Source organism: Legionella parisiensis (genome assembly GCF_001467945.1).
Classification (GTDB): Bacteria; Pseudomonadota; Gammaproteobacteria; order Legionellales; family Legionellaceae; genus Legionella; species Legionella parisiensis.
This window is the reverse complement of record NZ_LNYQ01000013.1, coordinates 1,795,935-1,821,223: the sequence shown is the minus strand read 5'-3', so window position 1 is coordinate 1,821,223 and position 25,289 is coordinate 1,795,935. Positions and strand designations below refer to the sequence as shown.

The window sequence follows — 25,289 nt, the reverse complement described above, 5'->3', positions numbered from 1 at the left end:
TGTGCAGTGCTTTACCCAAGCTAAAAACAACAATACACACGGTCTTAATCTACATGAACAACAATTTTGCCGAAATGTGCTCCTGATTGCATGTATTGATGTGCTTCTTCAATTTGTTCCAGTTTAAATTCTGAGTCAAGAATAGGCGCCAATTTTTTTATTCTCAAATCTTCTAACCACTCTTTATGTGCTTGTTTCCATAATTTATTTTTTTCTTCAAGCGATTGAGAGCGAAGTACAAAACCAATGATTTGCAATCTTTTACGCATAATCAATGCAAGATTGCATTCGACTGAACTTCCCTTGAGGCAGGCGATCTGGATGAGCTTACTTTTAGGCCTCAATAAATGCAGATGCTTATTGAAATAATCACCACCTATAAAATCAATGATTAAATCAACGCTATGATCTTCAATTAAGTCTTCAAAATCCTGCTTATGGTAATTAAATACTTGATCGGCACCGAGTTTAATTGCTTTTTCTACTTTAACATCTGTTCCTGCTGTGGTGATTACATGAGCATGAGTCAATTTTGCCATTTGGATTGCTAATGAGGCGATACCACTTCCTGCCCCATGAATAAGTAATGTTTGTTCCGATTTGAGTTTGCCTAAATCGAATAAAGTGGCGTAAACAGTTGTCAGTGCCTCAGGAAGTGCTGCAGCAAGCGAATAACTCCAATTTTCAGGGATGTGCTGAGCAAGTGATTCTTCTACAGGACAAAATTCAGCATAAGCACCACTACCGACCAATCCATAAACTTTATCTCCTGGTTTGAATTGCGTTACATGTGCACCGACTTCAACTACTTCTCCGGCAATTTCCAAACCCAGAACATCCGATTCTCCAGGAGGGGGCGGGTATTTGCCAAAACGCTGCATGATATCTGCCCGATTAAGTGCAGTCGCTTTAACACTCACTAAAATTTGTGACTTGCTGTACTCTGGCTTAGGGCCATTTTTGATGACCAAGCGATTGTGTGGGCCTGGATTTTCTATGTATACGTAGCGCAAAATATTTTTTCCTTGGTTTAATGAGCGAAGAGCACACGAATAATTCATGCGATAAAGTCTGTATTCTGCTGCGCACGTCACACAGACACTTTACTTAAAAAAACATACCTATATAATGAATGCTTATACAGACCCTCTTATATATTGGGCAATGGCTAAATTCAATCATCAACGTCTTTCTGCTTGGCTTTTTATAATTCCACAACTTATTGTTACCCTGATGTTTTTTATCTGGCCTGCATGTAATGCATTACTGCAATCTTTCTTTTACACGGATGCTTTCGGCCTTCATAAAAAGTTTGCAGGATTTGCCAACTTTGTGGATCTTTTTCTTGATCCGGCATACAGCAAGGCAATTGGGGTAACCTTTATTATTGCTTTTAGTGTGACTTTTTTCACAATGAGTTTAGGACTCCTTATGGCCATATTAGTGAATAACAGAGGCAAGACGCAAGGGGTTTATAAATCTTTATTAATTTGGCCTTATGCTATAGCTCCTGCAGTAGCAGCAATTCTATGGCGCTTTTTATGCCATCCAACTTTAGGATGGCTGACGCATTTTTTGCAATTAATCGGCATTAATTTTGACTACGTAAATAATGTAAACCAGGCCTTTTCAGTAATTATTCTCACTGCCAGTTGGCAGCAATTCAGCTATAACTTTCTATTTTATCTCGCAGCGCTCAAAGCGGTCCCTTCGTCATTAATTGATGCGGCGACGATTGATGGTGCATCTGTATGGCAACGTTTTTGGCAAATTATTTTTCCACTTTTATCACCAACTACTTTTTTCTTACTCATTATCAATTTAATGTATGGTTTTTTTGATACTTTTGGCATTATTCAGGTGATGACTCATGGCGGGCCTGGTAATAGTACGACTAATTTGATTTATAAAGTATATCAAGATGGATTTGAGGGTATGGATTTGGGAAGCTCATCAGCGCAATCAGTACTGCTGATGTTTATTGTGATTATTGTTTCATTAGTGCAATTTAGATACCTCGAAAAAAAGGTCCATTACGCATGAAATCATATTTCGGTCGCGTTTTACAGCACAGTTTTTTATGCTTTTTTGTGATTTTGATGTTGTTGCCTGTTTATTTAGCTCTTGTCGCTGCCAGTAATGAAGGGAGTGTCATGATGCAATCCCATATTCCTATGGTTCCAGGGACTTTGTTATTCAAGAATTTGAAAGCTGTGATGACTGAAGGTCTATCAGTCACAGGTGGGGAACCGATTACTTCGATGTTGTTAAATAGTTTTTTTATGGCTATGGCTATTGCTTTGGGAAAGATTGTTCTTGCCTTAGGTTCAGCTTTTGCTCTGGTATATTTTGATTTTCCTTTTAAAAAATTATGTTTCGCATTGATTTTTATTACTATGATGTTGCCCATAGAAGTCAGAATTGTGCCTACCTTTCAGGTGGTTGCTTCATTTGGATTATTAAATTCATTTACTGGATTAACTTTACCTCTATTTGTATCTGCAACTGGAACATTTTTGTTTCGTCAGTTTTTTAAAACCATACCATCTGAACTTGTTGATGCAGCAAAACTCGATGGTGCAGGGGCTGTACGTTTCTTTTTTGATATGGTTTTACCCTTATCCAAAACGCAGATTGCCTCATTATTTGTTATTTTGTTTGTGTACGGTTGGAATCAATATCTATGGCCATTAGTGATTACTACGGAGACAAAAATGGCTACGGTAGTTATGGGGATTCGCTATTTAGCAGGAGTGGCAGATCAAGTTCCACAATGGCACTACATTATGGCTGTTGCATTAATCGCGTTGATTCCACCTTGTATGGTAGTCATGTTAATGCAGCGCTGGTTTGAAAAAGGGTTAAAGTAAGCATGGCGACAGTAAGTCTCATTGAAGTTTCAAAAAGGGTTGGATCAACAACGATTTTGGATAAAGTAAACGTTAGCATTAAAAAAGGCGAGTTTGTGGTGATTGTTGGTCCATCTGGGTGTGGAAAAACTACTTTATTACGCTTAATTGCCGGTTTGGATGATTTAAGTTCGGGCTCTATTTTGATTAATGATCAATGTGTCAATAAAATACCTGCAGCAAAAAGGGACATGGCTATGGTTTTTCAAAATTATGCTCTTTATCCTCATATGACTGTATTTGAAAATATGGCTTATGGCTTAAAAATGAGGCGTTTTAAGAAGGCAGATATTAAGCAACGAGTAGATGAGGCAGCACAATTATTGCATCTAACTCCTTATTTAGAGCGTAAACCTCAGGCACTTTCTGGAGGACAAAAACAAAGGGTTGCGATGGGAAGAGCCATGGTTCGTTCCCCAGCTGTATTTTTATTTGATGAACCTTTATCTAATCTAGATGCGAAATTGCGTACTGAAATGCGCCATGAAATTCGTCGTTTACATCAACAACTCAATACCACCAGTTTATATGTCACTCATGATCAAACTGAAGCAATGACGATGGCGGAACGTGTTATAGTGCTTAATCAAGGGGTTGTTGAGCAGATAGGTACTCCCCAGGAACTGTATCAAAATCCTGCTACCTTATTTGTTGCTGGATTTACGGGACATTATTCTTTGAACGTAATATCTGCTGTCTTTGATAAAAGCAGCAAAACAGCACAAACAGATTTGGGAGTTGATTATCCAATCCCAGAGTTGGCACAGTACCTTGAGGATAAGGACGAGTTGATTATAGCAATTCGAGCGGAACATGTTGTACTTTGTTCTGAAAATGATCCGCAAAGCATCTCAATTTATGTCGAGTTTGTAGATAATATGGGTGCAGACAAATTAATACATGCGAAATGTATCAAGAATAATCAGCTGATTAATTTGCGTATTACTGCAGATCAACAAATTTCGAGTGGACAATTCTGGGTTGTGTTACCTAAAATTAAGTTACATCTTTTTCATCGTAAATCTGGAAAACGGATTGGAGAATGGGCGTGAGTAAAGAAAAAAACAAACAACTAAAACCAATTGATACCCCTGTCTATCGCTATTGGTCAGCATTGTATATGTCTTTCTATTCACGACGTCTTTATGTGGATGTTGGAAAACGCTGGCGAGGTCTTGGCATTCTTTATCTTTTGTTGACAATCGCCTTATTCACAATTCCTTTTGCTGTAAGAATGAGCTTTAGTTTGAATCAAGCTTTTAAAGAGCAAATAACTGAGCCTTTGTCAAAAATTCCTGTTTTTTATATTCAAAATGGGGAGGTTTCTTTTGATAAGCCAATGCCTTATATGATCAAGAATGATCAGGGACAAGTAGTTATTGTTATTGACACAACTGGAAAAATCAATGATTTCCCTTCCAACTATCCTTACCTTTCGATTTTGATTAACAAAAATAAAATTTCTCTTAAAGTGCCCAGTTTGAAACTTTTTAATATGGCGGAAACAAAGCCCAGTAAAGGCACTCCATTAGTCCAAACTTTTGATAAAGGAACTAATCTGGTATTTGATGGGAAAAAAATTGCAGAAGAAGATTCAATTAAAAATGTAACATTTTATTCGGAATTAATGATTTATCCTATGGTCGTAGCCATGTTATTTTCAATTTTCATAATTCTTTTCTTGGTTTTAGCTTTTTTAGGACAAGTTTTTTCAAATATATTTTTTTCTTTTAATGTCACTTTTGCTCAATCAAGTCGGCTTTTAGCTGTTGCTGGAACCCCTATGTTATTACTGCTACTTACCATGCTCACACTCAATTCAATTTTTATGGGTTCGGGTTACATTTTATTCGCATTGCTTATTTTGTATTACAGCTTTGCGCTTTATTCTCTACGCGCAGAAAGCAGACGAGTTGCCATTTTATAAGAAAATCGTATTTTTTAAGGCATTTTCGTTTGGTTGGCATTAAACTGCTTACAGAATTAATAATAGGATTTTTATATTGGAGCATATGCGCGTGGTGACTTTATGAAAGAATTGATTCATTTTGCCCATGGGAATGGTTTCCCTGCTTTATGTTATAAGCAGATGCTGGATCAGCTCGAGAAAGAATTCGATTATTGTTATATTGACAAAATTGGGCATGATCCTTTGTTCCCAGTTAGTGAAAACTGGCATAATCTGGTTTCGGAGGTCATTGCAAGTGTTAAAAAGCAAGCAGATCGCCCTGTTATCGCTGTCGGGCATTCTTTAGGTGGTATTTTAAGCTTATTAGCAGCAGTTGAACAACCCGAGTTATTTAAAGCGGTAATTATGTTAGACTCACCTTTAATTGGTACTTTTAAATCAAGCATGGTTCGCTTAGCGAAAGCTCTGGGTATTATTGATCGGGTCACTCCGGCGTTTAGAACCCGAAGTCGGCGCATATATTGGAAAGATCATGATCAATTAATGAGTTATTTAAAGACGCGAGAATTATTTAAGACCTTTACTGATGCCTGCTTAAGCGATTATATTACCTACGGTTTAGAGTATAAAGATGACGGTTACCATCTGCGATTTGATAGGCACATTGAATATCAGATTTATCGAACTATTCCACACGTCATTCCAAAGTATGAAGGTAAGTTATTCATTCCAGCAGCATTAATTTATGGTGACAAAAGTACTGTGGTTGGTAAAATGGATGTGCGCTACATGAAAAAATATTTTAATGTATCCAGTCTTAAAACCAAAGGGACCCATTTATTTCCTATGGAACACCCGGAAGTTGTTGCAAAGCAGATTATAAAAATTGTGTCTGGTTTATACTTAAATAGTACAAGTGGTCGAAAGACTTCAAATAATTAAGGAGAATAATGTGCTACACGCTATTTTAGTGCTCATAATCATTGGTGCTGCAGGGATATTGCTTACCAGGCAGGCAGCAATTTCAGTGTGGGCTATTAGCTTTGCTCTATTTAGTGCTCTTGTTTTCATGTATGGTTCTCCGGGATTGGCGACTAAGATAGTACTTGTTTTAATGGAACTTATTTTAATTGCTGGCGCTATAAAACCTTTAAGACGAATATTACTATCCAAATATTTTTTTAAAATAGTAAGTAAAGCCATGCCAGCCATGTCCTCCACTGAAAGAGAGGCTCTGGAAGCAGGCACTGTGAGTTGGGAAGGTGATTTATTTAGTGGTGCCCCAGATTTTTCTGTACTGAGAAATGCGCCAACGATTCGTTTGACTGATGAAGAGCAAGCTTTTCTTGATGGTCCCGTAAATATCTTGTGCGGGATGATCGATGATTGGGATATAACTCATAACCTAACCGATTTACCTCCAGAAATCTGGCAGTTTATCAAAGAAAATCGTTTTTTAGGTATGATTATACCAAAACGTTATGGTGGCCTTGAATTTTCTGCCACCGCACAAATGTCAATTTTAGTCAAAATCTATGGTCGCTCAATCACTGCTGCCACAACTATATCTGTACCTAATTCTTTAGGCCCAGGTGAGTTGTTGCTTAAATATGGAACTGAAGAACAAAAAAATTATTACTTACCACGCCTGGCTGATGGACGGGAAATCCCTTGTTTTGCCTTAACTGGCCCCAATGCAGGTTCTGATGCCGCATCAATTCCAGACAAAGGCATAGTATGTCATCAAGAAATTAATGGTGAAAAGGTATTAGGTATCCGATTAAATTGGGATAAGCGTTACATTACTTTATGCCCGGTAGCTACAGTAATCGGGTTGGCTTTCAGGTTATTTGACCCAAATAATTTATTAGGTAAAGGTGAGGATGTAGGTATTAGTTGTGCATTGATACCAGCAAACACCCCAGGGATTACAAAAGGCCGGCGTCATTTCCCATTGAATACCGGATTTTTAAATGGCCCAACTCAAGGTAAGGATGTTTTTATTCCTATGGATTATCTAATCGGTGGTGTAGCTATGGCCGGTTGTGGTTGGCGTATGTTAATGGAATGTTTAAGCGCTGGCAGAGCGATATCGTTACCTTCGAGTGCTAACGGAGGTACCCAGGCTGCAGCTTTGGCTTCCGGAGCTTATGCACGTGTTCGCAAACAATTTAATCAAGCAATTGGAAAGTTTGAAGGGATAGAGGAACCTTTGGCCAGGCTAGCGTCAAATACTTATATTATTGACGCTGCTGTAACAATGGCTGCTGCTGCTATTGATCATGGGGCCAAACCTTCTGTAGTCGGTGCCATTTTAAAATACCACACAACAGAACGTGCAAGACAGGTATCACTTGATTCAATGGATATTCATGGTGGAAAAGGTATATGTCTTGGTCCTAATAACTATATGGGTAGAGGTTACCAAGGATCTCCTATCGCAATTACTGTTGAAGGAGCGAACATACTCACTCGAAGTTTAATTATTTTTGGCCAGGGGGCGATCCGGTGTCATCCATATGTATTTAAGGAACTGGAAAGTATCAGAAACAATAATCTGGTTGAATTCGATAAGGCATTTTTTTCCCATGCCGGATTTATTATTGCTAACTTTACAAAGTCAGTTGTTTTTGCTTGGACTGATGGCCACTTATCTAAAGCACCAGTGAGTAGTGTAAAGCGTTATTATCAACTGTTGCATAAATACAGTGCTAATTTGGCGTTTCTTGCTGATTTCTCAATGAGTGTTTTAGGTGGGGACTTAAAGCGTAAAGAGAAATTATCTTCACGTCTTGGGGATATGCTAAGTTCATTGTATTTGATTTCAGCGGTTTTGAAACGTTTTCATGAAGATGGTGAACCTGAAGCTGACTTACCTTTGGTTGATTGGAGCTGTCAACAACTGTTGTATGAATGTGAGACAGCAATGCATGGAGTTATTGTGAATTTCCCATTACGTTGGGCACGTGTTGTTTTACGTTTGATTATTAAACCTTTAGGTAATCGAAGAAATAAACCAAATGACCAGCTGGGCCATAAGTTGGCCAGAATTCTCATTGAACCTTGCGAAGCTCGTATGCGCCTCACCCGTTTGGTTTATAGCAAAGCTGGAGATAATTGTCCTTTAGGTCGTCTAGAGGAAGCTTTTCATAAAATTTGTGCAGTAGAAGAGTTGGAAAGAAAAGTAATGCGTGCAGTAAAAGACGATGTTTTAAAATCACTTACTCTACTGGAACAAATTAATGAAGCTTTGGCTTGTGGTTTGCTAACTGAGAAAGAGGCCAAGCAATTAAAAGAAGCAGAGCTTGCCCGACAGGATGTAATTAAGGTAGATGACTTCAATGATGAAGATTTACGTCGAACAACATCAACAAAATCTCCCAGGGGTAAAAAAGTTGTTGTTAATAAAGATGATATAGAATCAGAAATGATTTGATTTTCACTTCTGGTGTAATGAACTATAAGTATATTTGCTGAACTGTGACCCGGGTGTCCAAGATATTGATCCCGGGTTTTTCTTTAATTGTACATGACCTAGATACAGGTGCTCTTGTAGAATTGCGATGCCTGCAACTACTGTGCGTATAGGAAACCAAACCGATCTGACACTCTTGAATTTGGATGAGCAAATAGAACAATTTCAAATCATGAAAGGAACTCTTGTATTAAGGAGCAAGCGCAAAAAGCGTCAACAAGTTTATGAAGTTGATACACCGAATTTAGTTTTAACAGTACCGAACCTGGTTACTCTCGTTTTGATGCTAAACGGCAATGTAGTTTCATTGGGCTCCATAGCAACAAGATGTTCAATGGATATGGTTAAATTTATGGGAACGGGCTCTGGTTTACCCTGGCAATATACTCCGCGCAGTGGTGGAAGTAATAAGCAATCAAAAATGAAAATGATGCTAAGCAAGCAATTATTGGAAAGTTAAGCTGTAATTTAGAATAAGTACTGAAATTTTATATTTTTGAAAAAAAATAATTTGATTCACAGTAGACTATTACTGAGTAAGCGTGTTATGAGTAATATATCCTCATTTCAAATCTTTCTAAATTCTCTAAGCGTTTTCTTTAACATCATCTGGCATAGTGATATTTAATTCAAGCACTGAGTTATCTCCCATACGTTCAAGATTCACACTGACCTGATCACGTGTCACATGTACGTATTTAGCAATAACAGTAAGAATCTCTTCCTGAAGCTTGGGCAGGTAGTCAGGTGTGTTACGTTGGGAGCGTTCATGAGAAATTATGATCTGTAAACGCTCTTTAGCAACGGATGCTGTAGCAGTTCTTCTGCGCAGGTAGTTGAAAATACTCATACCGTCACTTCCTCCTTGTTTTTGCCGAATAAGCGACGCAATAATCCTTTACGATCATTATTTATGAAACGCATAGGTCTCTCTTCACCGAGAAATCGAGCAATCGCATCTTGATAAGCAATTCCGGCATCACTTGTTTCATCAAGTACTACTGGTGTACCTGTGTTCGAAGCTTTAAGTACAGATTTTGATTCAGGAATCACGCCTATTAATGGAATGGCTAATATTTCCTTTACGTCAGTAACAGAAAGCATGTCACCGCGCTCAACACGCTCTGGATCATAACGTGTTAATAATAAATGCTCTTGAATAGGTTCTTGATTTTCAATGGCTCTTTTAGTCTTGCTTGCAAGTATACCGAGTATGCGATCAGAGTCTCGTACTGAGGAAACTTCTGGATTAGTCACAACGATAGCATGATCAGCAAAATACATCGCCATTAATGCACCCGTTTCAATTCCAGCTGGTGAGTCACAAATAATAAAATCAAAATCTTTTGCGAGATCATTAAGGACTCTTTCAACGCCATCAAGAGTTAATGCATCTTTATCTCGGGTTTGTGATGCAGGAAGTATAGAGAGGTTTGCAACACGCTTGTCTTTAATTAAAGCTTGATTTAAGCTTGCTTCCTTATTGATGACATTAACAAAGTCATAAACAACCCGACGTTCACAGCCCATGATAATATCGAGGTTTCTTAAACCGATATCGAAGTCAATAACGACAGTCTTATGCCCTAAGAGGGCGAGTCCTGAAGAAATAGCTGCAGAAGAAGTGGTTTTTCCTACTCCGCCTTTACCCGATGTAATTACAATTATTTTAGCCAACGCTGAACCCTTCCTATTTTTTTTGATTCAACACAATATTTAACCAACAGTGTACACGTTAATTGATAACTAATTCAAGTAGTGCAATAGCGTTCTGTGGAAAAACATTTTCCAAAATAAAGGGGAACCCTAAAGGACAAATTTTTAACTTTTTACCTCCTATGAGTACCATTAACTATTCAATTACATAGATTAAATATTATAAAAATTATACTAATCACAATAAAATCACGAGGAGGTTTTGGTAGAAATAGGATCAAGGCGTTCTATAATTACAAAGAACTTTTTTTATTTTCTGTAAATTATCTGTTTAATTTGTCCACAATTTATAGTAAACTATTCGGTTAATTTAACTCCTGTAACGAGAATAAAATGGCTCTTTCTATTGTGCAGCAATCACTAACTTTTGATGATGTTCTTCTTGTTCCTGCACACTCTTTAATACTACCTAAAGATGTGTCTTTAAAAACAAAATTGACTCGTACAATTAGCCTGAACATTCCTCTTGTATCAGCAGCAATGGATACTGTGACCGAGGCTCGCTTAGCCATAGCTTTAGCGCAAGAAGGTGGCATTGGCATTATTCATAAGAATATGACATCTATAGCGCAGGCTGATGAAGTCCGAAAAGTTAAAAAATTTGAAAGTGGTATGGTGAAAGACCCAATTACAGTGACTCCTAATATCACCGTGAAAGAATTGCTCGACGTAATGACCAAATATAGTATCTCTGGGGTTCCCGTAGTTGATGGTGAAAATTTAGTCGGTATTGTAACCAGTCGAGATATTCGTTTTGAAACTAATTTATCTTTGAGTGTCGAGCAAGTAATGACCCCAAAGACAAAATTGGTCACCGTTAGAGAAGGCGCAAGTCGTGAAGAAGTACGCAGCTTATTACATAAGCATCGTATAGAAAAATTGCTTGTGGTTAATAATTCATTTCAATTACGTGGCTTGATAACGGTTAAAGACATACAAAAAGCTAAAGAAAACCCGTATGCATGTAAAGATGCTGCAGAGCAATTGCGAGTTGGTGCAGCTGTTGGTGTAGGCGAGGGCACTGATGAACGTATTGAAGCGCTAATTGAAGCAGGTGTTGATGTGCTGGTTGTTGATACGGCACATGGGCACTCACAAGGCGTACTTGATCGCGTAAAATGGATTAAGAAACACTATCCGAATATAGAGGTAATTGGAGGAAATATAGCAACAGCTGCTGCAGCTCGAGATTTATGTGAGGCGGGGGCAGATGCAGTGAAAGTAGGTATCGGTCCTGGTTCTATTTGTACTACGCGGATTGTAACCGGCGTTGGTGTCCCTCAAATTACTGCGATCGCGAATGTAGCACAAGAACTTAAAGGAAAAATTCCAATAATTGCTGATGGCGGTATACGATTTTCTGGAGATGTGTGTAAAGCGCTTGCTGCAGGTGCAGATACTGTGATGCTTGGAAGCATGTTTGCTGGTACGGAAGAGTCTCCAGGAGAAATTGAATTATACCAAGGTAGAACCTATAAAAGCTATCGAGGTATGGGATCAATTGGTGCTATGGCTTCATCACAAGGTTCTAGTGACCGTTATTTCCAGGATGCATCATTAGGTTCTGAAAAATTAGTTCCAGAAGGAATTGAAGGACGTGTTCCTTATAAAGGACTGGCGCAAACAATTATTCATCAATTGTTAGGTGGTTTGCGTTCATGCATGGGATATACAGGATGTGAAAATATCGAACAATTACATACTAATACTGAATTCGTACAAGTGACTAATGCAGGAATGAGGGAGTCACATGTTCATGATGTAAGTATTACAAAACAGGCACCAAACTATCAGGTGGATAATTAATAATGAGTGATTTAAAACAACATCCTTTGCTGATTCTTGATTTTGGCTCTCAATACACACAGTTAATTGCACGGCGTGTGCGTGAATTAGGTGTCTATTGCGAAATCCATCCCTTTAATATGACGCAAGAGCAATTCGCTGCTCTAAATCCTTGTGGTGTCATTTTGTCCGGTGGTCCAGCGACTGTCACTCACAATGAGAATCCTCGAGCACCTCAATGGTTATTTGCTGTAGGCATTCCTATTTTGGGAATATGTTATGGAATGCAAACCATGGCTGTGCAATTAGGGGGAGAAGTGCAATCCTCTTCAATCAGAGAGTTTGGTTATGCTGAATTGAAATTACATGGTCACAGCAAATTGTTTTCACAAATTGAAGATCGGCTTAGTTCGGATGGAAATGCTTTATTAGATGTCTGGATGAGTCATGGAGATAAAGTGACGAATTTACCTTCCGGGTTTAAGGTAATTTGTGAGACTCGTAACGCACCGATTGCAGGTATGGCTGATGAACGTCGCCAGATGTACGGAGTACAATTTCATCCTGAGGTAACCCATACATTACAAGGGATGCGCATTTTATATCGTTTCGTAGTTGATATCTGCAAAGCGGCAACCAATTGGACGTCTGAACTTATTATCGATGAAGCTATCAGTAAAATCAGATCTCAGGTAGGAAACGAGAAGGTTTTGCTTGGTTTGTCTGGTGGCGTGGACTCATCTGTTGTTGCTGCTTTATTACATAAAGCAATTGGCAAACAGTTAGTTTGTGTTTTTGTTGATACTGGCTTGTTGCGTTTTAACGAAGCAAGTGAAGTTATGGAAATGTTTGGCAAACACATGGGTATTGAAGTAATTTCAGTTCAAGCAGAAGAAAGATTTTTGCACGCGCTGAAAGGCGTTATATGCCCCGAAGAAAAGAGAAAAATTATTGGACGTACTTTTATTGAAGTATTCGATGAAGAGGCGCTGAAAATTCCTGGAGTTTCGTGGTTGGCACAAGGAACAATTTATCCTGATGTCATTGAGTCTGCAGCAACGAGTACAAATGGTGCTTCAGTCGTAATTAAGTCCCATCATAATGTAGGTGGTTTGCCAGAAACATTGAACTTGAAATTATTGGAGCCTATTCGCGAATTATTTAAGGATGAGGTGCGTAAAATCGGTCTTGAATTAGGTTTACCTCACGAAATGGTATATCGTCATCCATTTCCTGGGCCTGGTTTAGGTGTGCGAATTTTAGCAGAAGTTAAAAAAGAATATGCTGATATTTTACGTCGTGCCGATGCTATTTTTATTGAGGAATTAAGGAAAGCCGATCTTTATCATAAAGTCAGTCAAGCCTTTGCTGTATTTCTACCTGTTAAAAGTGTTGGCGTGATGGGTGATGGACGTAAATACGATTATGTAATATGTCTTCGTGCTGTAGAGACGGTTGATTTTATGACAGCACATTGGTCGCAATTGCCTTGGGATTTCCTAGGTCATGTATCCAATCGAATTATCAATGAAGTAGATGGAGTATCTCGTGTTACCTATGATATTTCAGGCAAACCACCCGCTACTATCGAATGGGAATAGTTTTCTTGGTACAGTGTGGTGGTGCTTTTAAATTAGTAGATTTCTCTTTCCCCTACAGGAAGAAGCTCCCGAAAAAGGGTATTAGACCTGGTTCTTTCTCCTGTATGCAGGAGAGAAAATCAGGAGACCCTTTGTTAGCCAGGCTGCAAGGTTAAAATTTATTTTCACTAATTGATTAAATGAACGATCACTATTGGATGCAAAAAGCATATGAGCAGGCTACTCTTGCCCAAGCTGAGGGGGAAGTTCCTGTTGGTGCTGTATTAGTGAGCAAAGACAATCATTTATTGAGCTCAGGACGAAATTTCACTCTAAACAGCCACGATCCATCGGATCACGCAGAGATTCGTGCAATCAGGCATGCATCACAACTGTTAAAAAACCATCGATTATTAGGTACAACACTCTATGTTACTCTTGAACCTTGTAGCATGTGCGCAGGATTGATTGTGCATGCACGGATTAAAAGACTGGTTTTTGCAACCCGAGATTTTAAAGCAGGAGCCGCGGGTTCAGTTTACAACTTATTACAGGGTTATCCTTTAAACCATAAAGTGCAAATTGATGAGGGAATAATGCAAGCAGAATGTGCTTTATTACTCACTCAATTTTTTCAGACACTACGATAAATTTTTCGAGAGCTGCTGTTCTATTTGAGAGTATTGGGGCTTGGGAGCCTTCGGGCATTAATAAATTGCATAATCATTACACGCAAAACTGATAATGAATATAATTTCTAATATAAAAATTATAAAACTCAATGTTTCTTTATTTCAGTTTAGGTTGGTTATTTTGAGAAGCTTCATGATGGTTTTTCAATGCAGATTGCCCTTTGAAGAATCTTAATGTCTCTTTTTCCACAGGTGCTAATTTTTTATCAAAATCCAGAATTGCTTGATAAAATTCAGTAGTTTCCGGTTTTTGTAATTTTTTAGGATTACGAATTGCTTTTTCGGCAAGTGCTAGAGTTTTTAAGTATTTAGCGGCTGGACTCAAAGTAGGGTCGACAGCAACTTCATAAATACGTGCAACTCGATGAGGAACCGTTTTGCCATGGCCATCAACAATAATTGGCTTGCCCCCTCCAATTCCAAAGAGGCCTGTCTTCCATATTCCATTTTTTATTTCACTTTTGATCAGATCAATTACAAAACTATTAAAAAATGCATGATATTTGGTATTGGGAATATTTTTGGGTATATAAGTCCCAACGATGTCTGGTTTCGATTCCCAGGGCGCCTCTACTTTTTGTAATTGGTTATTTTCGTTTAAGAAGTAAAAATTGATTTGTCCTCGTTCATAATAGGGTTTAAATTGCTCCCAATAGCGATAAAGAAAACGAAGTTCTGCAAAAGTTATCTTGTCAAATTTTTTCTCAAAACACATCTTATAATCAATTTTGTTTAACACAAAATGGAGTTTATGCTCATTGCTGAGTGTCCAGAATACGCCCATTTTGGACATTTTCTTAATGAAGGGAGCTTTGTCTTTTGATAGATTTGAGGGGGAGTATTGTTCTATTTCCGGTTTTAAAAGACCGGCATAAGATTTAAATGTTTGTGCAGGGGTATAAAAGGGATTAGATGGTTTTGCTAAGCTTGGATCCAGTAATGGATCAAGAAAGGGATCGATCGTCGCATCGAATACATCATCAACCCTGTTTGCGAAATCGTGTTTCCCTTGTTGCCTCAAAAAATGAAATAAACTAATACGCGAACCGCTTATCCCATAAACCAGATCTCCTTCTTCAAACCCAGCCAACAAGACATCCAAGTTATCCTCAGAAATAGCAGGAATAAATTCTTTCCAATACAATGGGTAGTGAGGTAAAGAAGGCTCATTTATGACTTCTACAACATGATGATATTCTTCTTCTATTTTTTCAGGGACTTCATCTTCGTCGCCAAGATTTTCCAAAGTAGCATAGCTTTTCCTTAGCTCTTCAATTTCATCAATCTTTGAGTCTTGGTAGAACTTCAAAAATGAAGTCAGTCTCTTTTTTTTCATACAATGCAAAGAATAAATATTTTGTATAATATAGACAATTTGCAATCTAATTGCAAAATTTAAAGACATTAAGTGTGTAAAAAAATTACTTTCCTATCTTTTGGGCAACTGCAAGTATTACTAGTATCACTTTTACTTCGAACTTATTTGTAATTCATGAATTAGTTTTTGTTTTAAAACTTCTTTCTCATCATTATTTAGCGACTGATTTTGATGATTTGTAATATAAAAAGTATCTTCGGCACGTTCTCCTGCAGTTACAATTTTTGCGTTATGCAAATGAATATTTAATGTAGAAAATACTCTGCCTATTGTTGCAAGTAATCCAGGTCTATCTCCGGTGACTAGAAATAAACGGGTTTGAAGATGAGTGAGGTCATCATAATAATGGATTTGAGTTTTGACATTAAAATGTGCTAGAGCACGCGAAAGTCTTTTTCGTGCTACCACGGGCAATTGTTCAATTTTTGCTAAGTGAGTACATAAAGCCTGTTGAATATCATGAGAACGTTGCTTATTAAAAAATGCCTGATTTTGCTCCTCTAAAATAATATAAGTGTCTAAATCATATTGATTATCACAGGTAAGAATCATTGCCTCTTGAATGGTGACATTGTGATTGCTTAAAACAGTGGTTGCAATAGCAAATCGATCATCGCGGTGAGGCATATAAATAAAAACTTCGGTTCCGCCCTGACTATGATGAGGCATAATCATGACTAGAGGGAATTTAGTGCAGGAAAGTATCGCTTTGGTATGGCGTGCTATGATTTCTGGGGACTCATGTAAAAAATATCTTTCTTTAAATTGCTTCCATAAGTCCTCTACGGTTGTTGCTGCCAGTCCTTCCGAAACCAACATGGATAATGCATATTGCTTGCGTGCTTTGATGAGCGCAGTTTCATCTAACAACTCTTGTTCTCTATGTAACATATGCTTGGCTGCACGATACAACTCTTTAAGTAGCGAGTCTTTCCAGGAGTTCCATAAGGTAGGATTGGTACCGCAAATGTCAGCAACGGTTAACAAATACAAATAATCGAGGTAGTGAGGGTGGGGTAAAAGCTGGCAAAAATTTTTTATGGTATTGGGATCGTAAATATCTTGTCTTTGTGCTGTTTGTGACATGATGAGGTGATTGCGCACAAGCCAAACAAGTAAATCACGGTCTTCTTTTTCGAGATTGTGATTTTGTGCAAAATGCGACGCTTCAATCGCACCTAACTCTGAATGGTCACCACCTCGTCCTTTGGCAATATCATGAAATAATGCACTTAAGTAAAGTAATTCAGGTTTGTTTAAATTTTGCATTATTTGTACACAGAGGGGAAATTGGTCTGCATATTTTTTTTCTTTAAAACGGGATAAATTACGAATTACAAATAAAGTATGTTGATCTACTGTATAAACATGAAATAAATCATACTGCATTTGTCCGGTTACCATAGCGAAACACTCAAGGTAATGCGCTAGAACACCATATCGGCTCATTCGATGCAGAGCCTTATAAGGTCCATCCGTTGTTTTAAGAATACTCATAAACAATTCTGCAGTTTCTGAAGACGCTTTAAAGCGTTTATTCATCAGATAGAGTGACTCCCTAATTAAGCGGATAGTATTTGCTCGAACTCCTTCAATATCAGGTCGTTTTGCTATCCAAAGAAATAGTTTTAATAGTGCCTGTGGATGGTGAATGAAGACGCGAGTATTTCTTACTTCAATGTAATTGTTGGATAACTGAAATTCATTATCCAGATGAAACAGTTTTTGCTTTGGGGAGTGGGCGATGGTTTCATCAAACCCTTGCAATAACATTTCGTTGAGCTCCCTGTTACGTTTAATTACTTTAAAGTAATCCTTCATGAATTGTTCTATGGCTAATGAATGAGGCTTATCTTTATAGCCAAAAAACTGAGCTAGTTTTATTTGGTAATCAAAAGATAAGCGTTCTTCTGCTTTTTCAGCTAATACATGTAAAGCAAAACGCACACGCCAGAGAAAGTGCTGACAATAAGTAAGTTTTTCATATTCTTTATCAGTAATGAATCCATAGTTTATGCCATCAGCCAATTTTTTAATTCTAAAATGGCGTTTGCCAATACTGAGCAGGATCTGCAAATCACGCAGGCCGCCAGGACCATATTTGACATTGGGCTCCAAGTTATAAGCTGTTTCACCGTACTTCGCATCACGTTTTTTTTGTTCTTGGAGTTTTGCTAAAAAGTAATCCTGGCTAGTCCACATGTGTAATGGATGGATTTGATAAATTAATTCTTCCATTAATGCACCGCGGCCACATAATAAAAACATATCCATAAGACTGGAAATTACCGTGACATCTTGACTTGCAAGTTCTGCACAAGATGAAACACTAGTGATTTGATGGCTGAGATTCAAACCAACGTCCCAGCAATCCTGGATAAAGTTTTGTGCACGATGCAATTGTGATTTAGAGACTTTATCAGTATGCAGGAGCAATATGTCGACATCAGAGTAGAGTTGTAGTTCCCGACGTCCATAACTACCAAGAGCAAGAAGACAAAAAGCATCATGATCCAGTTGATTTTTGATAAATAAACGAATAACCAAATCATCAATGAAGGTAACTAATTTACGAATGATGGTAGTAATATTGGTTTTATAATCGAATTCTTCGCGAAGTTTTTCTTTAAATTGTTTGAGGGTGTTTTTAATATGTTGCAGCTCCAGTGTCATCCCCTTTTTTTCTGCATCCTGCTCCTTAGAAAAGAGATGAGCATTTGTCTGTTTATTTTCGTTCTTCATCGCGCAGAGTCAAAATTTCTACACCATCATCGGTAACCAATAAGGTATGTTCCCATTGGGCTGAAAGGCTATGATCTTTAGTAACTACAGTCCATTGATCAGGCAATAAGCGAGTATGGTGTTTTCCAACATTGATCATAGGTTCTATAGTGAAGGTCATGCCTGGTTCCAATTTCATTCCTGTTCCAGGTACTCCGTAATGCAATACTTGTGGATCTTCATGGAAGATGCGACCTATACCGTGACCACAATAATCACGAACAACTGAACAACGATTTTTTTCTGCATGTTGTTGTATGGCATAACCTATATCACCTAACTGAACTCCGGGTTTTACCATATCAATTCCAATGAACAAACACTCATGAGCCACCTGAATTACATGTTTTGCTTTAACTGATGGAGCACCAATAATGAACATTTTACTGGTATCGCCATGATAGTCGTCTTTAATTACAGTGACGTCAATATTAATTATGTCCCCATCTTTTAACACTTTTTTTCCCGGGATCCCATGACAAACCACGTGGTTTACTGAAGTACAAATGGACTTTGGAAAGCCATTATAATTTAAAGGGGCGGGAATTGCTTTTTGTGTATTCACAATGTAGTCATGACAAAGAGTATTCAGTTCGTCAGTTGTGATGCCTTCTTGTACGTGAGGACCAATCATTTCAAGAACTTCGGCAGCAAGTCTGCCAGCAATACGCATTTTCTCAATTTCGTCAGGGGTCTTTATAGTAACTGCCATATGAATCCAAAAGTGTTATTTGATTGTCCAATATGTTTTGTTCCAATATATAGTGTAGGTTAAATGAAAGTTATTTTGGAACGAAAAGAATATTAGCATAATTGATTAAGCATGTCACCGAACCCAATTTTAGCTGGGTTTTTGATTCATTGTTAAGGAGTAAGCAGGATGCAAAGTGCTGCATCCATGCTATTTTTTCATCTAAAATAAAATTAGGTTGCATTAGGGCTATTGCCGATATGCCTGCGATTTTCTCTCTGCTCTAACATTTTATTTTCAATTTCCAGTTCTTGCTTGGCAGTTAAATACATATTTTGATGCCAAAAAGAGCCGTATCTTGTGTCGTATTTGGGGTCATATTTCTGAACCGTTTTACCACTTACAATTTTTGGTTCTACTTCAGTTGGATATTTTCCATTATGATTTGGAGCATAAGCCAAAAAAGAATCATCGCTGTTAGGTGGCAGCTTTAGATATATAGTAAATCCCTTTTCTTTTAACTCAATACAGCTTTTTCGTCCTGTATTGTTTCGTAAAGCTTCTTTAACTAAATCTTGCAGTTCTATGACTCCACCTCCCTTGGGATCTACAAGGCAATCCCTTATCTTTGCTCCAGTAGCCACTTTTCTAAAAACCATACCAGTAGGAATTGATAGATAAATCATAGAGCCTCCACCGTTAGATCAAATAATTACTTGAGTGTACCATAAAGATTCAAAATTCTATTTATTCATCCTGAGATTTTGTTGCGCTTACTTTCATTTCAAGTACTATACTTTATTAAAAACTGACTCTTTAAACTCTAAGGAAAGAAAATGAAACTCCGCGCTCGTGTTTTACTATCTACCTTATGTTTCCTGCTCAGTACTTCTACTTTTGCTTTTGAGGGACATGGGGGAGGCTATCATGGCGCGCTTCCAAATACTGGATATCATAATAATGGGTATTATAATGGCTACCATGGTAATTATTACCAAAATAACGACTGGTATGGAGCAGGTGTCAATGTAAATACCTTGAATGATGGTATTTGGTATGATGATAATTTAAATGATGATAGCAATGTGGTTCTTGGGGTACCTAATGAAGGTTATTATGATCCTTCATGCCAAACAATAGATGATTGTAGCTCAGGTACTTGTGTTCTGGTAAATACTTGTGATCAAGAATAAGCTTATGCATAAAAAAATGTATCAATGGGCAGTAGTGGGGGCAGGTCCTTCAGGGATCGCAGCCGTGGGTAAATTATTGGATAATGGCATTTTGCCAGAGGATATTTTATGGTTTGACCCTCATTTTAAGGTTGGAGATTTTGGCCTTTATTGGCGTAATGTGTCAAGCAATACTAAGGTTAAGTATTTTAAAGATTTTTTATCGGCAGTTCATTCTTTTCATTACCAAGAGGCTCCAGTTGATTTTCAATTAAATCATTTACCACTGGATGAAACATGTACTTTGAATTACATGGCAGAGCCCTTGCAGTGGATTACAGAAAACTTTTTACAAAGAGTCCACGCAGTAAAAAAGACCATTCATAAAATGTTTTTATCTAAACGCCTGTGGTCTTTAAGTTCGGATTCACAAACCTACCACGCTAAAAATGTAATACTGGCTACAGGTGCATTACCGTCAACATTAAATTATCCTGGCGTTAATGTAATTCCTTTTGATACAGCAATTGATAAGGAAAAGCTGTCAGCTGTTATTCAGCGTGATAAAACTTATGGGGTATTTGGTTCCTCTCATTCTGCAATTATTATTTTAAAATATCTTGTAGAATTGGATGTTAAAAAAGTCATTAATTTTTATCGTTCGCCATGTTGTTACGCTGTTGAGATGGAAGATTGGATTCTTTTTGATAATACCGGGCTAAAGGGACAGAGTGCAGCCTGGGCTAGAGAACACATTGATGGAGTTATGCCCTCCAATCTCGTACGTTACAATGTCAGCGAACCCAATATTGCACGTTTTTTGCCTGAATGTAACCACGTAATTTATGCGGTAGGTTTTGAACAGCGTAAAAATATTATTATCGGTGATTATGAGCATGTACGCTATAATCCTTATGTTGGTATTATTGGGCCTGGGCTCTTCGGTTTAGGTATTGCCTATCCAGAAATCAAAGCAGATGCCTATGGTAATGTGGAATCTCAGGTAGGCTTGTGGAAATTTATGGTTTACCTTAATAAAGTGATGCCACTTTGGCTTAAGTATTCAACTTAAATTATTATTCGAGCTCTTGGAACTTAATTAGAACATTATCCAGAGAGCTTTAACTAAAAGTCACATCATTAAGCACATAAAAATACTTTTCAATCCACGCAACACCTATTAGAATGTGTCTTTTTTTAACTTGAAAAATAATAATGCATAGGATATGTATATTATTCTCGTTTTTAGTAGGCATATTTACTTTGGGTTGGCCGAAAAATGCAGAATGTGCAATTGAGCGTGATTTTCAATCTTGGTTTAATGTCACTGCGACTGGTAAGACTCATAGTAAGGACAAAATACTGAGTCGCGTGTTATATTGGTTAGAAACGCAAGAGCGTATAGGCGATGATAGCAGCCGCTTTTCACAGATTTTAGTACGTCCAGGATTAGGTTATGCATTAACAGAGAACCTGAGTATTTGGGTTGGATACGCCTGGATATATACGGGAATACCTAATACATCTAATCCATTTGAGGAAGATCGAATTTGGCAACAACTTTTATGGATTAAATCCAATCGTTATTTGACATTTACCAGCCGAACACGTACAGAACAGCGATTTCTAGAAAATAATCCTAAAACGGCATATCGATTTAGAGAGCTTATTAAAATTTCGGTGCCGATTAAACAATATACTAAATTTAGTTTTGTCGCGAGCGATGAACTGTTTCTGCATAAGAATAATTTTGTGGGTAAAAACAGTCGTGGTTTTGATCAAAACCGATTTTTCATAGGTTTTGGTTATAAAATAAATCCAATAACCACTACTGAAATTGGTTATATGAATCAATACATTCGACGTTTTGGAGTCCCTGACTTTTTAAGCAATATTGTATCGATTAATTTTTTTATTAATTTCTAAAAATGTGAATATTCAAGATGAACTTAAGTGGGTAAAAAATTACTAGTTATCTTAAGTATCAACTTGAAAAGCATCACTTAACGACTTCCACCAACTCCACCAAGCCCTCCAGAGCTGCCTGGCCCCCCAGAGCTGCCGCTTCCACCAGCGCCACCAACTCCACCATAACCTTTGTTATCTATTTTAGAAACTTCTCCAGGCTTTGGTGTATGACATCCTGCTAACAAAGAGGTTAAAAATAATAACAATAATATTGTTTGTTTCATGAATGTCCTTATTATATCGATAAAAAGAATTTAATATTCTTAGTAAAACAAGTATAAACAATTTTTGAAATACTTGGGAAAGTAGTTATTGATTCTTGAATTTTATTCAGGCTTCTATGTTCTTTTTTTTAAAAACTTGCCTGAAGTTATTGCAGTTTTTAAATGATTTTAGAAGTTATCGATCTATGGTGGCTTTTCTGCTTGGTGTGAGCGGTAGTGCCAAAATTTTGGAAAAGCCAAACAGCAAAAAGCTACCCCTATAATACATAATACACCACCTGAGATTAGAGCTGTAGTAATGCTAAAACTGGTAGCAATAAATCCAGCACGTGCATCACCTAATTTAGGTCCACTCAAATAACTGATCATTTCAATACCGGCTAGCCTTCCCCGATATTCCGTTGGAATAGTATTATTCCACAAAGTAGTACGAAATATTCCGCTTATCCCATCAAAAGCGCCAGCGAGTGCTAAGAAAAACAGCACAAGCCAAAGTGAATTAGATAAGCCAAACCCAATGATTGCAGCACCCCACAGTATAGAGGCAATGGCAATGGCTTTACCATCATGGTTTATTTTTGCAGTCCAACCACTGAAAAATGAAATAATCAGTGCTCCTGCTGCAGGTGCAGAGTAGAGCAAACCTAAAGTTCCGGCACCACCAAAGGATTGGGCTACAGCAGGAAGTAACGAATTAGGCCATGCAAAAACCATAGCAATAAAATCTACAGTATAGCTTCCTATTAATTCCTGCCGATCAAATGCAAAAGAGATTCCTTGTTTTAGGGAAGATAAAATGGAAGGATGTACTTGCGTTGTAGGTTTAGGAATAGTATGAATTCTAACTAAACAGATTAATGACATAAAAAATGTAATTAAATCAACAAAATAAGTAATAACAATTCCATATTGGGAAATAATAAGTCCAGAAAGAGCAGGTGCAATAATCATACAAAAGCTGAATTTAAATGTAGCAAGTGCACCTACTTTTTTGTAATCACTAGGATTAACAATTTGTTGCAAAACACTATCAAAAGCAGGACGATGCAATCCGTTAATTGCAGACATAGAAGCTGAAATGATAAAAATAAGGCTTAGAGAAGGAGAGGTCTGAAATGAATTAAGGGCAAGTATAAAACATCCTCCTGCAAGGAGTAATTCACTGATAATTAATAATCCGCGACGATTGTATCGATCAGCAAATACACCACCAATCAGCGCAGTGATTAATAGAGGCAATAATTGCACCAAACTTAGTAAACCAACTAAAAGAGTTGACTGAGTGATCTGATAAATTTGATAGGGCAGGGCGACACTGCTGATCATAGTACCTATAAATGAGATAAATTGACCTAAATAAAGTAATCTGAAGTCTCGATTCCTCTTAAGAAGTGAGAGATCTAAAAACTGACTCATTTTTGAAATATCCGAATGTGCAGAACACTAAAATAATAAAACAAGAGGGATTTTATTCTTTTTAATTGATTCAGTACAGTGCTGATTTTGTCCGGGAAAAGCTGAATTACTCAAGTGTTGACCTAAAAAGACTCAGAATCTTTATTCTTTTTCATTATGATCTTTACCTTGTTTTTTACTTGTTTCTTTACTATAAATCATCAAAGGCTCAATAAAGCTCACTGGAGTGGAATAGGTCATCGGGATTTTTTCATTATCAAGCGCTTTTCTAATCGAGGTGAGCACCTCATCAAGCGAGCGACGTTGTTGGCTGGGTTCGGGATTTGTCCACCAATATATTGCAAAGTCAATGCCATTAGAAGAAAAAGAAACCACATAGACTTGAATGTACTTATCTTTAGAAACTGTTTTACACTGCTCCATAGCATTTTTAATGACTGAACGAGCTTTTTCTATATCAGTATTAAAATCAATACTGCAAATAATTTTTTCGCGTCTGAGTGATTCATCAGTAAATACCCGTACTATACTAGCATACATTTTAGAGTTCGGGATAAATACCCGTGAACCGTCCGTTTTACGCAAATGAGTATTTTGAACAGAAATACGATGAACATAGCCTTTAGCATCCCCATGTTGTGACTCGACCTCAATAAAATCGCCAATACTAAAAGGCTCTCTGAGCAAGATTAAAATACCAGTAAAAAAATTTTCAAAAACATTTTTGAATGCAAAGCCGATTGCGACAGAGGTTAATCCTAAAGTAGCCAAAATATTTGCGGTTGTTACTGAAGGAATTAAGATGGCAGAAATAATTAATATTCCTAAAAACCACACTATGATAATGGTTAGCTTATGAAAAATTATTACTAAATTTGCACGAATCGCTATTCTCGGTAAAAGCGAACTCACAATACGACTAATTAATTTAGCAAGAAAATAAGTAATAAAAGCAAAAACAATGGCAATAATGATATTGGGAATAAGCGCAATGAGATTTTGCGCAAATTTATTTAGAGTTTTTAGAATAAGCTCTAAATAGTTCATATCGAATTTCCTTATTCTACTCTAGTTATTTACCGAACAGTTATCAATTTGCGATAATATAAAGACTCTGACTCAGATCAATTGTAGTGTAGCAAAAAAAATTGAAAGAAAGTAATTAGTATGATCCAGATAAACTATGTGATTGGAGGCTTTGTTGCTTCAGTGTAAAAAATTAAAACTTGGTTGCCAACATAATCAAGGTTATAGAAGTAATCTCGCACTCTGAAAATAACTCGTATGGGGTTCAATATAATATCCTATTGTTTCTATTAAGAATTATGGCAGTAATACGACAAGATCCCCAATCTAAAGCATCAAGAAAAGTCTCGCTCGCAAGTATGGTTGGAACTACAATCGAGTGGTATGACTTTTATCTCTTTGGTACCGCTCAGCTCTATTTTTCAATAAACTTTTTTTCCTGAAATCAGCCCTATAGAAGGAATTATGGCTGCATATACGACTATGTAGTTGGTTTCTTTGCCAGACCTCTTAGTGGTGTTATTTTTGGTCATTATGGTGACTTATTAAGTCGAAAGAGCATGCTTG

General features: G+C 37.3%; 23 protein-coding genes. 13 read left to right on the top strand and 10 right to left on the bottom strand.

Translation table 11 applies throughout. From position 1 onward, the window contains the following. Positions 1-44 precede the first annotated feature (44 nt). Positions 45-1,013, bottom strand: coding sequence for an NAD(P)H-quinone oxidoreductase (locus Lpar_RS14170; RefSeq protein WP_058519284.1), 969 nt, complete (start codon positions 1,011-1,013; stop codon positions 45-47). A 151-nt stretch (positions 1,014-1,164) separates the two neighbouring features. Here Lpar_RS14170 and Lpar_RS14165 point away from each other — a divergent pair, with 151 nt between their 5' ends. The 7 genes from Lpar_RS14165 to Lpar_RS14135 all read left to right on the top strand — a co-directional run bounded on the left by Lpar_RS14165 (position 1,165) and on the right by Lpar_RS14135 (position 8,753). Beyond that, a complete protein-coding gene (locus Lpar_RS14165; RefSeq protein ID WP_058518537.1) occupies positions 1,165-2,043 on the top strand; it encodes a carbohydrate ABC transporter permease in 879 nt (292 codons plus the stop codon). Further along, a complete protein-coding gene (gene ugpE, locus Lpar_RS14160; protein WP_058518536.1) occupies positions 2,040-2,870 on the top strand; it encodes a sn-glycerol-3-phosphate ABC transporter permease UgpE in 831 nt (276 codons plus the stop codon). Before Lpar_RS14165 ends, ugpE begins: the two co-directional genes overlap by 4 nt. Before the next feature lie 2 nt (positions 2,871-2,872). Beyond that, on the top strand, positions 2,873-3,961 hold the full coding sequence (locus Lpar_RS14155) for an ABC transporter ATP-binding protein (RefSeq protein WP_058518535.1): 1,089 nt from the start codon (positions 2,873-2,875) through the stop codon (positions 3,959-3,961). Further along, positions 3,958-4,836, top strand: a complete 879-nt coding sequence (locus tag Lpar_RS14150; RefSeq protein WP_058518534.1) for a DUF1189 family protein — start codon at positions 3,958-3,960, stop codon at positions 4,834-4,836. Before Lpar_RS14155 ends, Lpar_RS14150 begins: the two co-directional genes overlap by 4 nt. 102 nt (positions 4,837-4,938) lie before the next feature. Continuing rightward, on the top strand, positions 4,939-5,760 hold the full coding sequence (locus Lpar_RS14145; RefSeq protein WP_058518533.1) for an alpha/beta fold hydrolase: 822 nt from the start codon (positions 4,939-4,941) through the stop codon (positions 5,758-5,760). Between the two features lie 10 nt (positions 5,761-5,770). Beyond that, positions 5,771-8,254, top strand: a complete 2,484-nt coding sequence (locus Lpar_RS14140) for an acyl-CoA dehydrogenase (RefSeq protein WP_058518532.1) — start codon at positions 5,771-5,773, stop codon at positions 8,252-8,254. A 127-nt stretch (positions 8,255-8,381) separates the two neighbouring features. Next, positions 8,382-8,753, top strand: a complete 372-nt coding sequence (locus tag Lpar_RS14135; protein ID WP_058518531.1) for a hypothetical protein — start codon at positions 8,382-8,384, stop codon at positions 8,751-8,753. A gap of 126 nt (positions 8,754-8,879) precedes the next feature. Here Lpar_RS14135 and minE read toward each other — a convergent pair whose 3' ends face one another. Both minE and minD read right to left on the bottom strand, forming a co-directional pair. After that, complete coding sequence (gene minE, locus Lpar_RS14130) at positions 8,880-9,143, bottom strand: cell division topological specificity factor MinE (protein ID WP_058518530.1); 264 nt, start codon at positions 9,141-9,143, stop codon at positions 8,880-8,882. Continuing rightward, positions 9,140-9,970: a septum site-determining protein MinD gene (gene minD, locus Lpar_RS14125; protein ID WP_058518529.1), complete on the bottom strand. Its 831-nt coding sequence runs from the start codon at positions 9,968-9,970 to the stop codon at positions 9,140-9,142. Before minD ends, minE begins: the two co-directional genes overlap by 4 nt. A gap of 372 nt (positions 9,971-10,342) precedes the next feature. On the opposite strand from minD, the gene guaB reads away from it, so the two are divergent. The 3 genes from guaB (at position 10,343) to tadA (ending at position 14,024) form a co-directional block, all read left to right on the top strand. Beyond that, positions 10,343-11,815, top strand: coding sequence for an IMP dehydrogenase (gene guaB, locus Lpar_RS14120; protein WP_058518528.1), 1,473 nt, complete (start codon positions 10,343-10,345; stop codon positions 11,813-11,815). A gap of 2 nt (positions 11,816-11,817) precedes the next feature. Next, the gene (gene guaA / locus Lpar_RS14115; protein WP_058518527.1) at positions 11,818-13,395 is read left to right on the top strand and encodes a glutamine-hydrolyzing GMP synthase; all 1,578 of its coding nucleotides are present in this window, start codon (positions 11,818-11,820) and stop codon (positions 13,393-13,395) included. A gap of 179 nt (positions 13,396-13,574) precedes the next feature. Then, positions 13,575-14,024: a tRNA adenosine(34) deaminase TadA gene (gene tadA / locus Lpar_RS14110; RefSeq protein ID WP_058518526.1), complete on the top strand. Its 450-nt coding sequence runs from the start codon at positions 13,575-13,577 to the stop codon at positions 14,022-14,024. Between the two features lie 139 nt (positions 14,025-14,163). Here the strand turns inward: tadA and Lpar_RS14105 are convergent, their stop codons facing one another. The 4 genes from Lpar_RS14105 to Lpar_RS14090 all read right to left on the bottom strand — a co-directional run bounded on the left by Lpar_RS14105 (position 14,164) and on the right by Lpar_RS14090 (position 19,602). After that, on the bottom strand, positions 14,164-15,402 hold the full coding sequence (locus Lpar_RS14105; protein ID WP_133133912.1) for a hypothetical protein: 1,239 nt from the start codon (positions 15,400-15,402) through the stop codon (positions 14,164-14,166). 132 nt (positions 15,403-15,534) lie between these two features. Beyond that, on the bottom strand, positions 15,535-18,117 hold the full coding sequence (gene glnD, locus Lpar_RS14100; protein ID WP_172465792.1) for a [protein-PII] uridylyltransferase: 2,583 nt from the start codon (positions 18,115-18,117) through the stop codon (positions 15,535-15,537). A 52-nt stretch (positions 18,118-18,169) separates the two neighbouring features. Then, complete coding sequence (gene map, locus Lpar_RS14095; protein ID WP_058518523.1) at positions 18,170-18,937, bottom strand: type I methionyl aminopeptidase; 768 nt, start codon at positions 18,935-18,937, stop codon at positions 18,170-18,172. A gap of 212 nt (positions 18,938-19,149) precedes the next feature. Further along, entirely contained in the window at positions 19,150-19,602 is a 453-nt protein-coding gene (locus Lpar_RS14090) for a hypothetical protein (protein WP_058518522.1), read from the bottom strand. Positions 19,603-19,752: 150 nt separating this feature from the next. Here Lpar_RS14090 and Lpar_RS14085 point away from each other — a divergent pair, with 150 nt between their 5' ends. The 3 genes from Lpar_RS14085 to Lpar_RS14075 all read left to right on the top strand — a co-directional run bounded on the left by Lpar_RS14085 (position 19,753) and on the right by Lpar_RS14075 (position 22,014). Further along, positions 19,753-20,109, top strand: a complete 357-nt coding sequence (locus tag Lpar_RS14085; RefSeq protein ID WP_058518521.1) for a hypothetical protein — start codon at positions 19,753-19,755, stop codon at positions 20,107-20,109. A gap of 4 nt (positions 20,110-20,113) precedes the next feature. Further along, complete coding sequence (locus Lpar_RS14080) at positions 20,114-21,160, top strand: FAD-dependent oxidoreductase (RefSeq protein ID WP_058518520.1); 1,047 nt, start codon at positions 20,114-20,116, stop codon at positions 21,158-21,160. A 143-nt stretch (positions 21,161-21,303) separates the two neighbouring features. Beyond that, positions 21,304-22,014, top strand: coding sequence for a DUF2490 domain-containing protein (locus tag Lpar_RS14075; protein WP_058518519.1), 711 nt, complete (start codon positions 21,304-21,306; stop codon positions 22,012-22,014). A gap of 77 nt (positions 22,015-22,091) precedes the next feature. On the opposite strand, the gene Lpar_RS14070 is transcribed toward Lpar_RS14075, so the two are convergent. From Lpar_RS14070 to Lpar_RS14060, 3 genes are all read right to left on the bottom strand, one after another. Beyond that, positions 22,092-22,280 carry a hypothetical protein gene (locus tag Lpar_RS14070; RefSeq protein WP_058518518.1) on the bottom strand — a complete coding sequence of 63 codons (189 nt, stop codon included), beginning with the start codon at positions 22,278-22,280 and terminating at the stop codon, positions 22,092-22,094. A 183-nt stretch (positions 22,281-22,463) separates the two neighbouring features. After that, positions 22,464-23,696: an MFS transporter gene (locus Lpar_RS14065; RefSeq protein ID WP_058518517.1), complete on the bottom strand. Its 1,233-nt coding sequence runs from the start codon at positions 23,694-23,696 to the stop codon at positions 22,464-22,466. A 141-nt stretch (positions 23,697-23,837) separates the two neighbouring features. Continuing rightward, on the bottom strand, positions 23,838-24,743 hold the full coding sequence (locus tag Lpar_RS14060; protein WP_058518516.1) for a mechanosensitive ion channel family protein: 906 nt from the start codon (positions 24,741-24,743) through the stop codon (positions 23,838-23,840). Between the last annotated feature and the right edge of the window lie 546 nt (positions 24,744-25,289).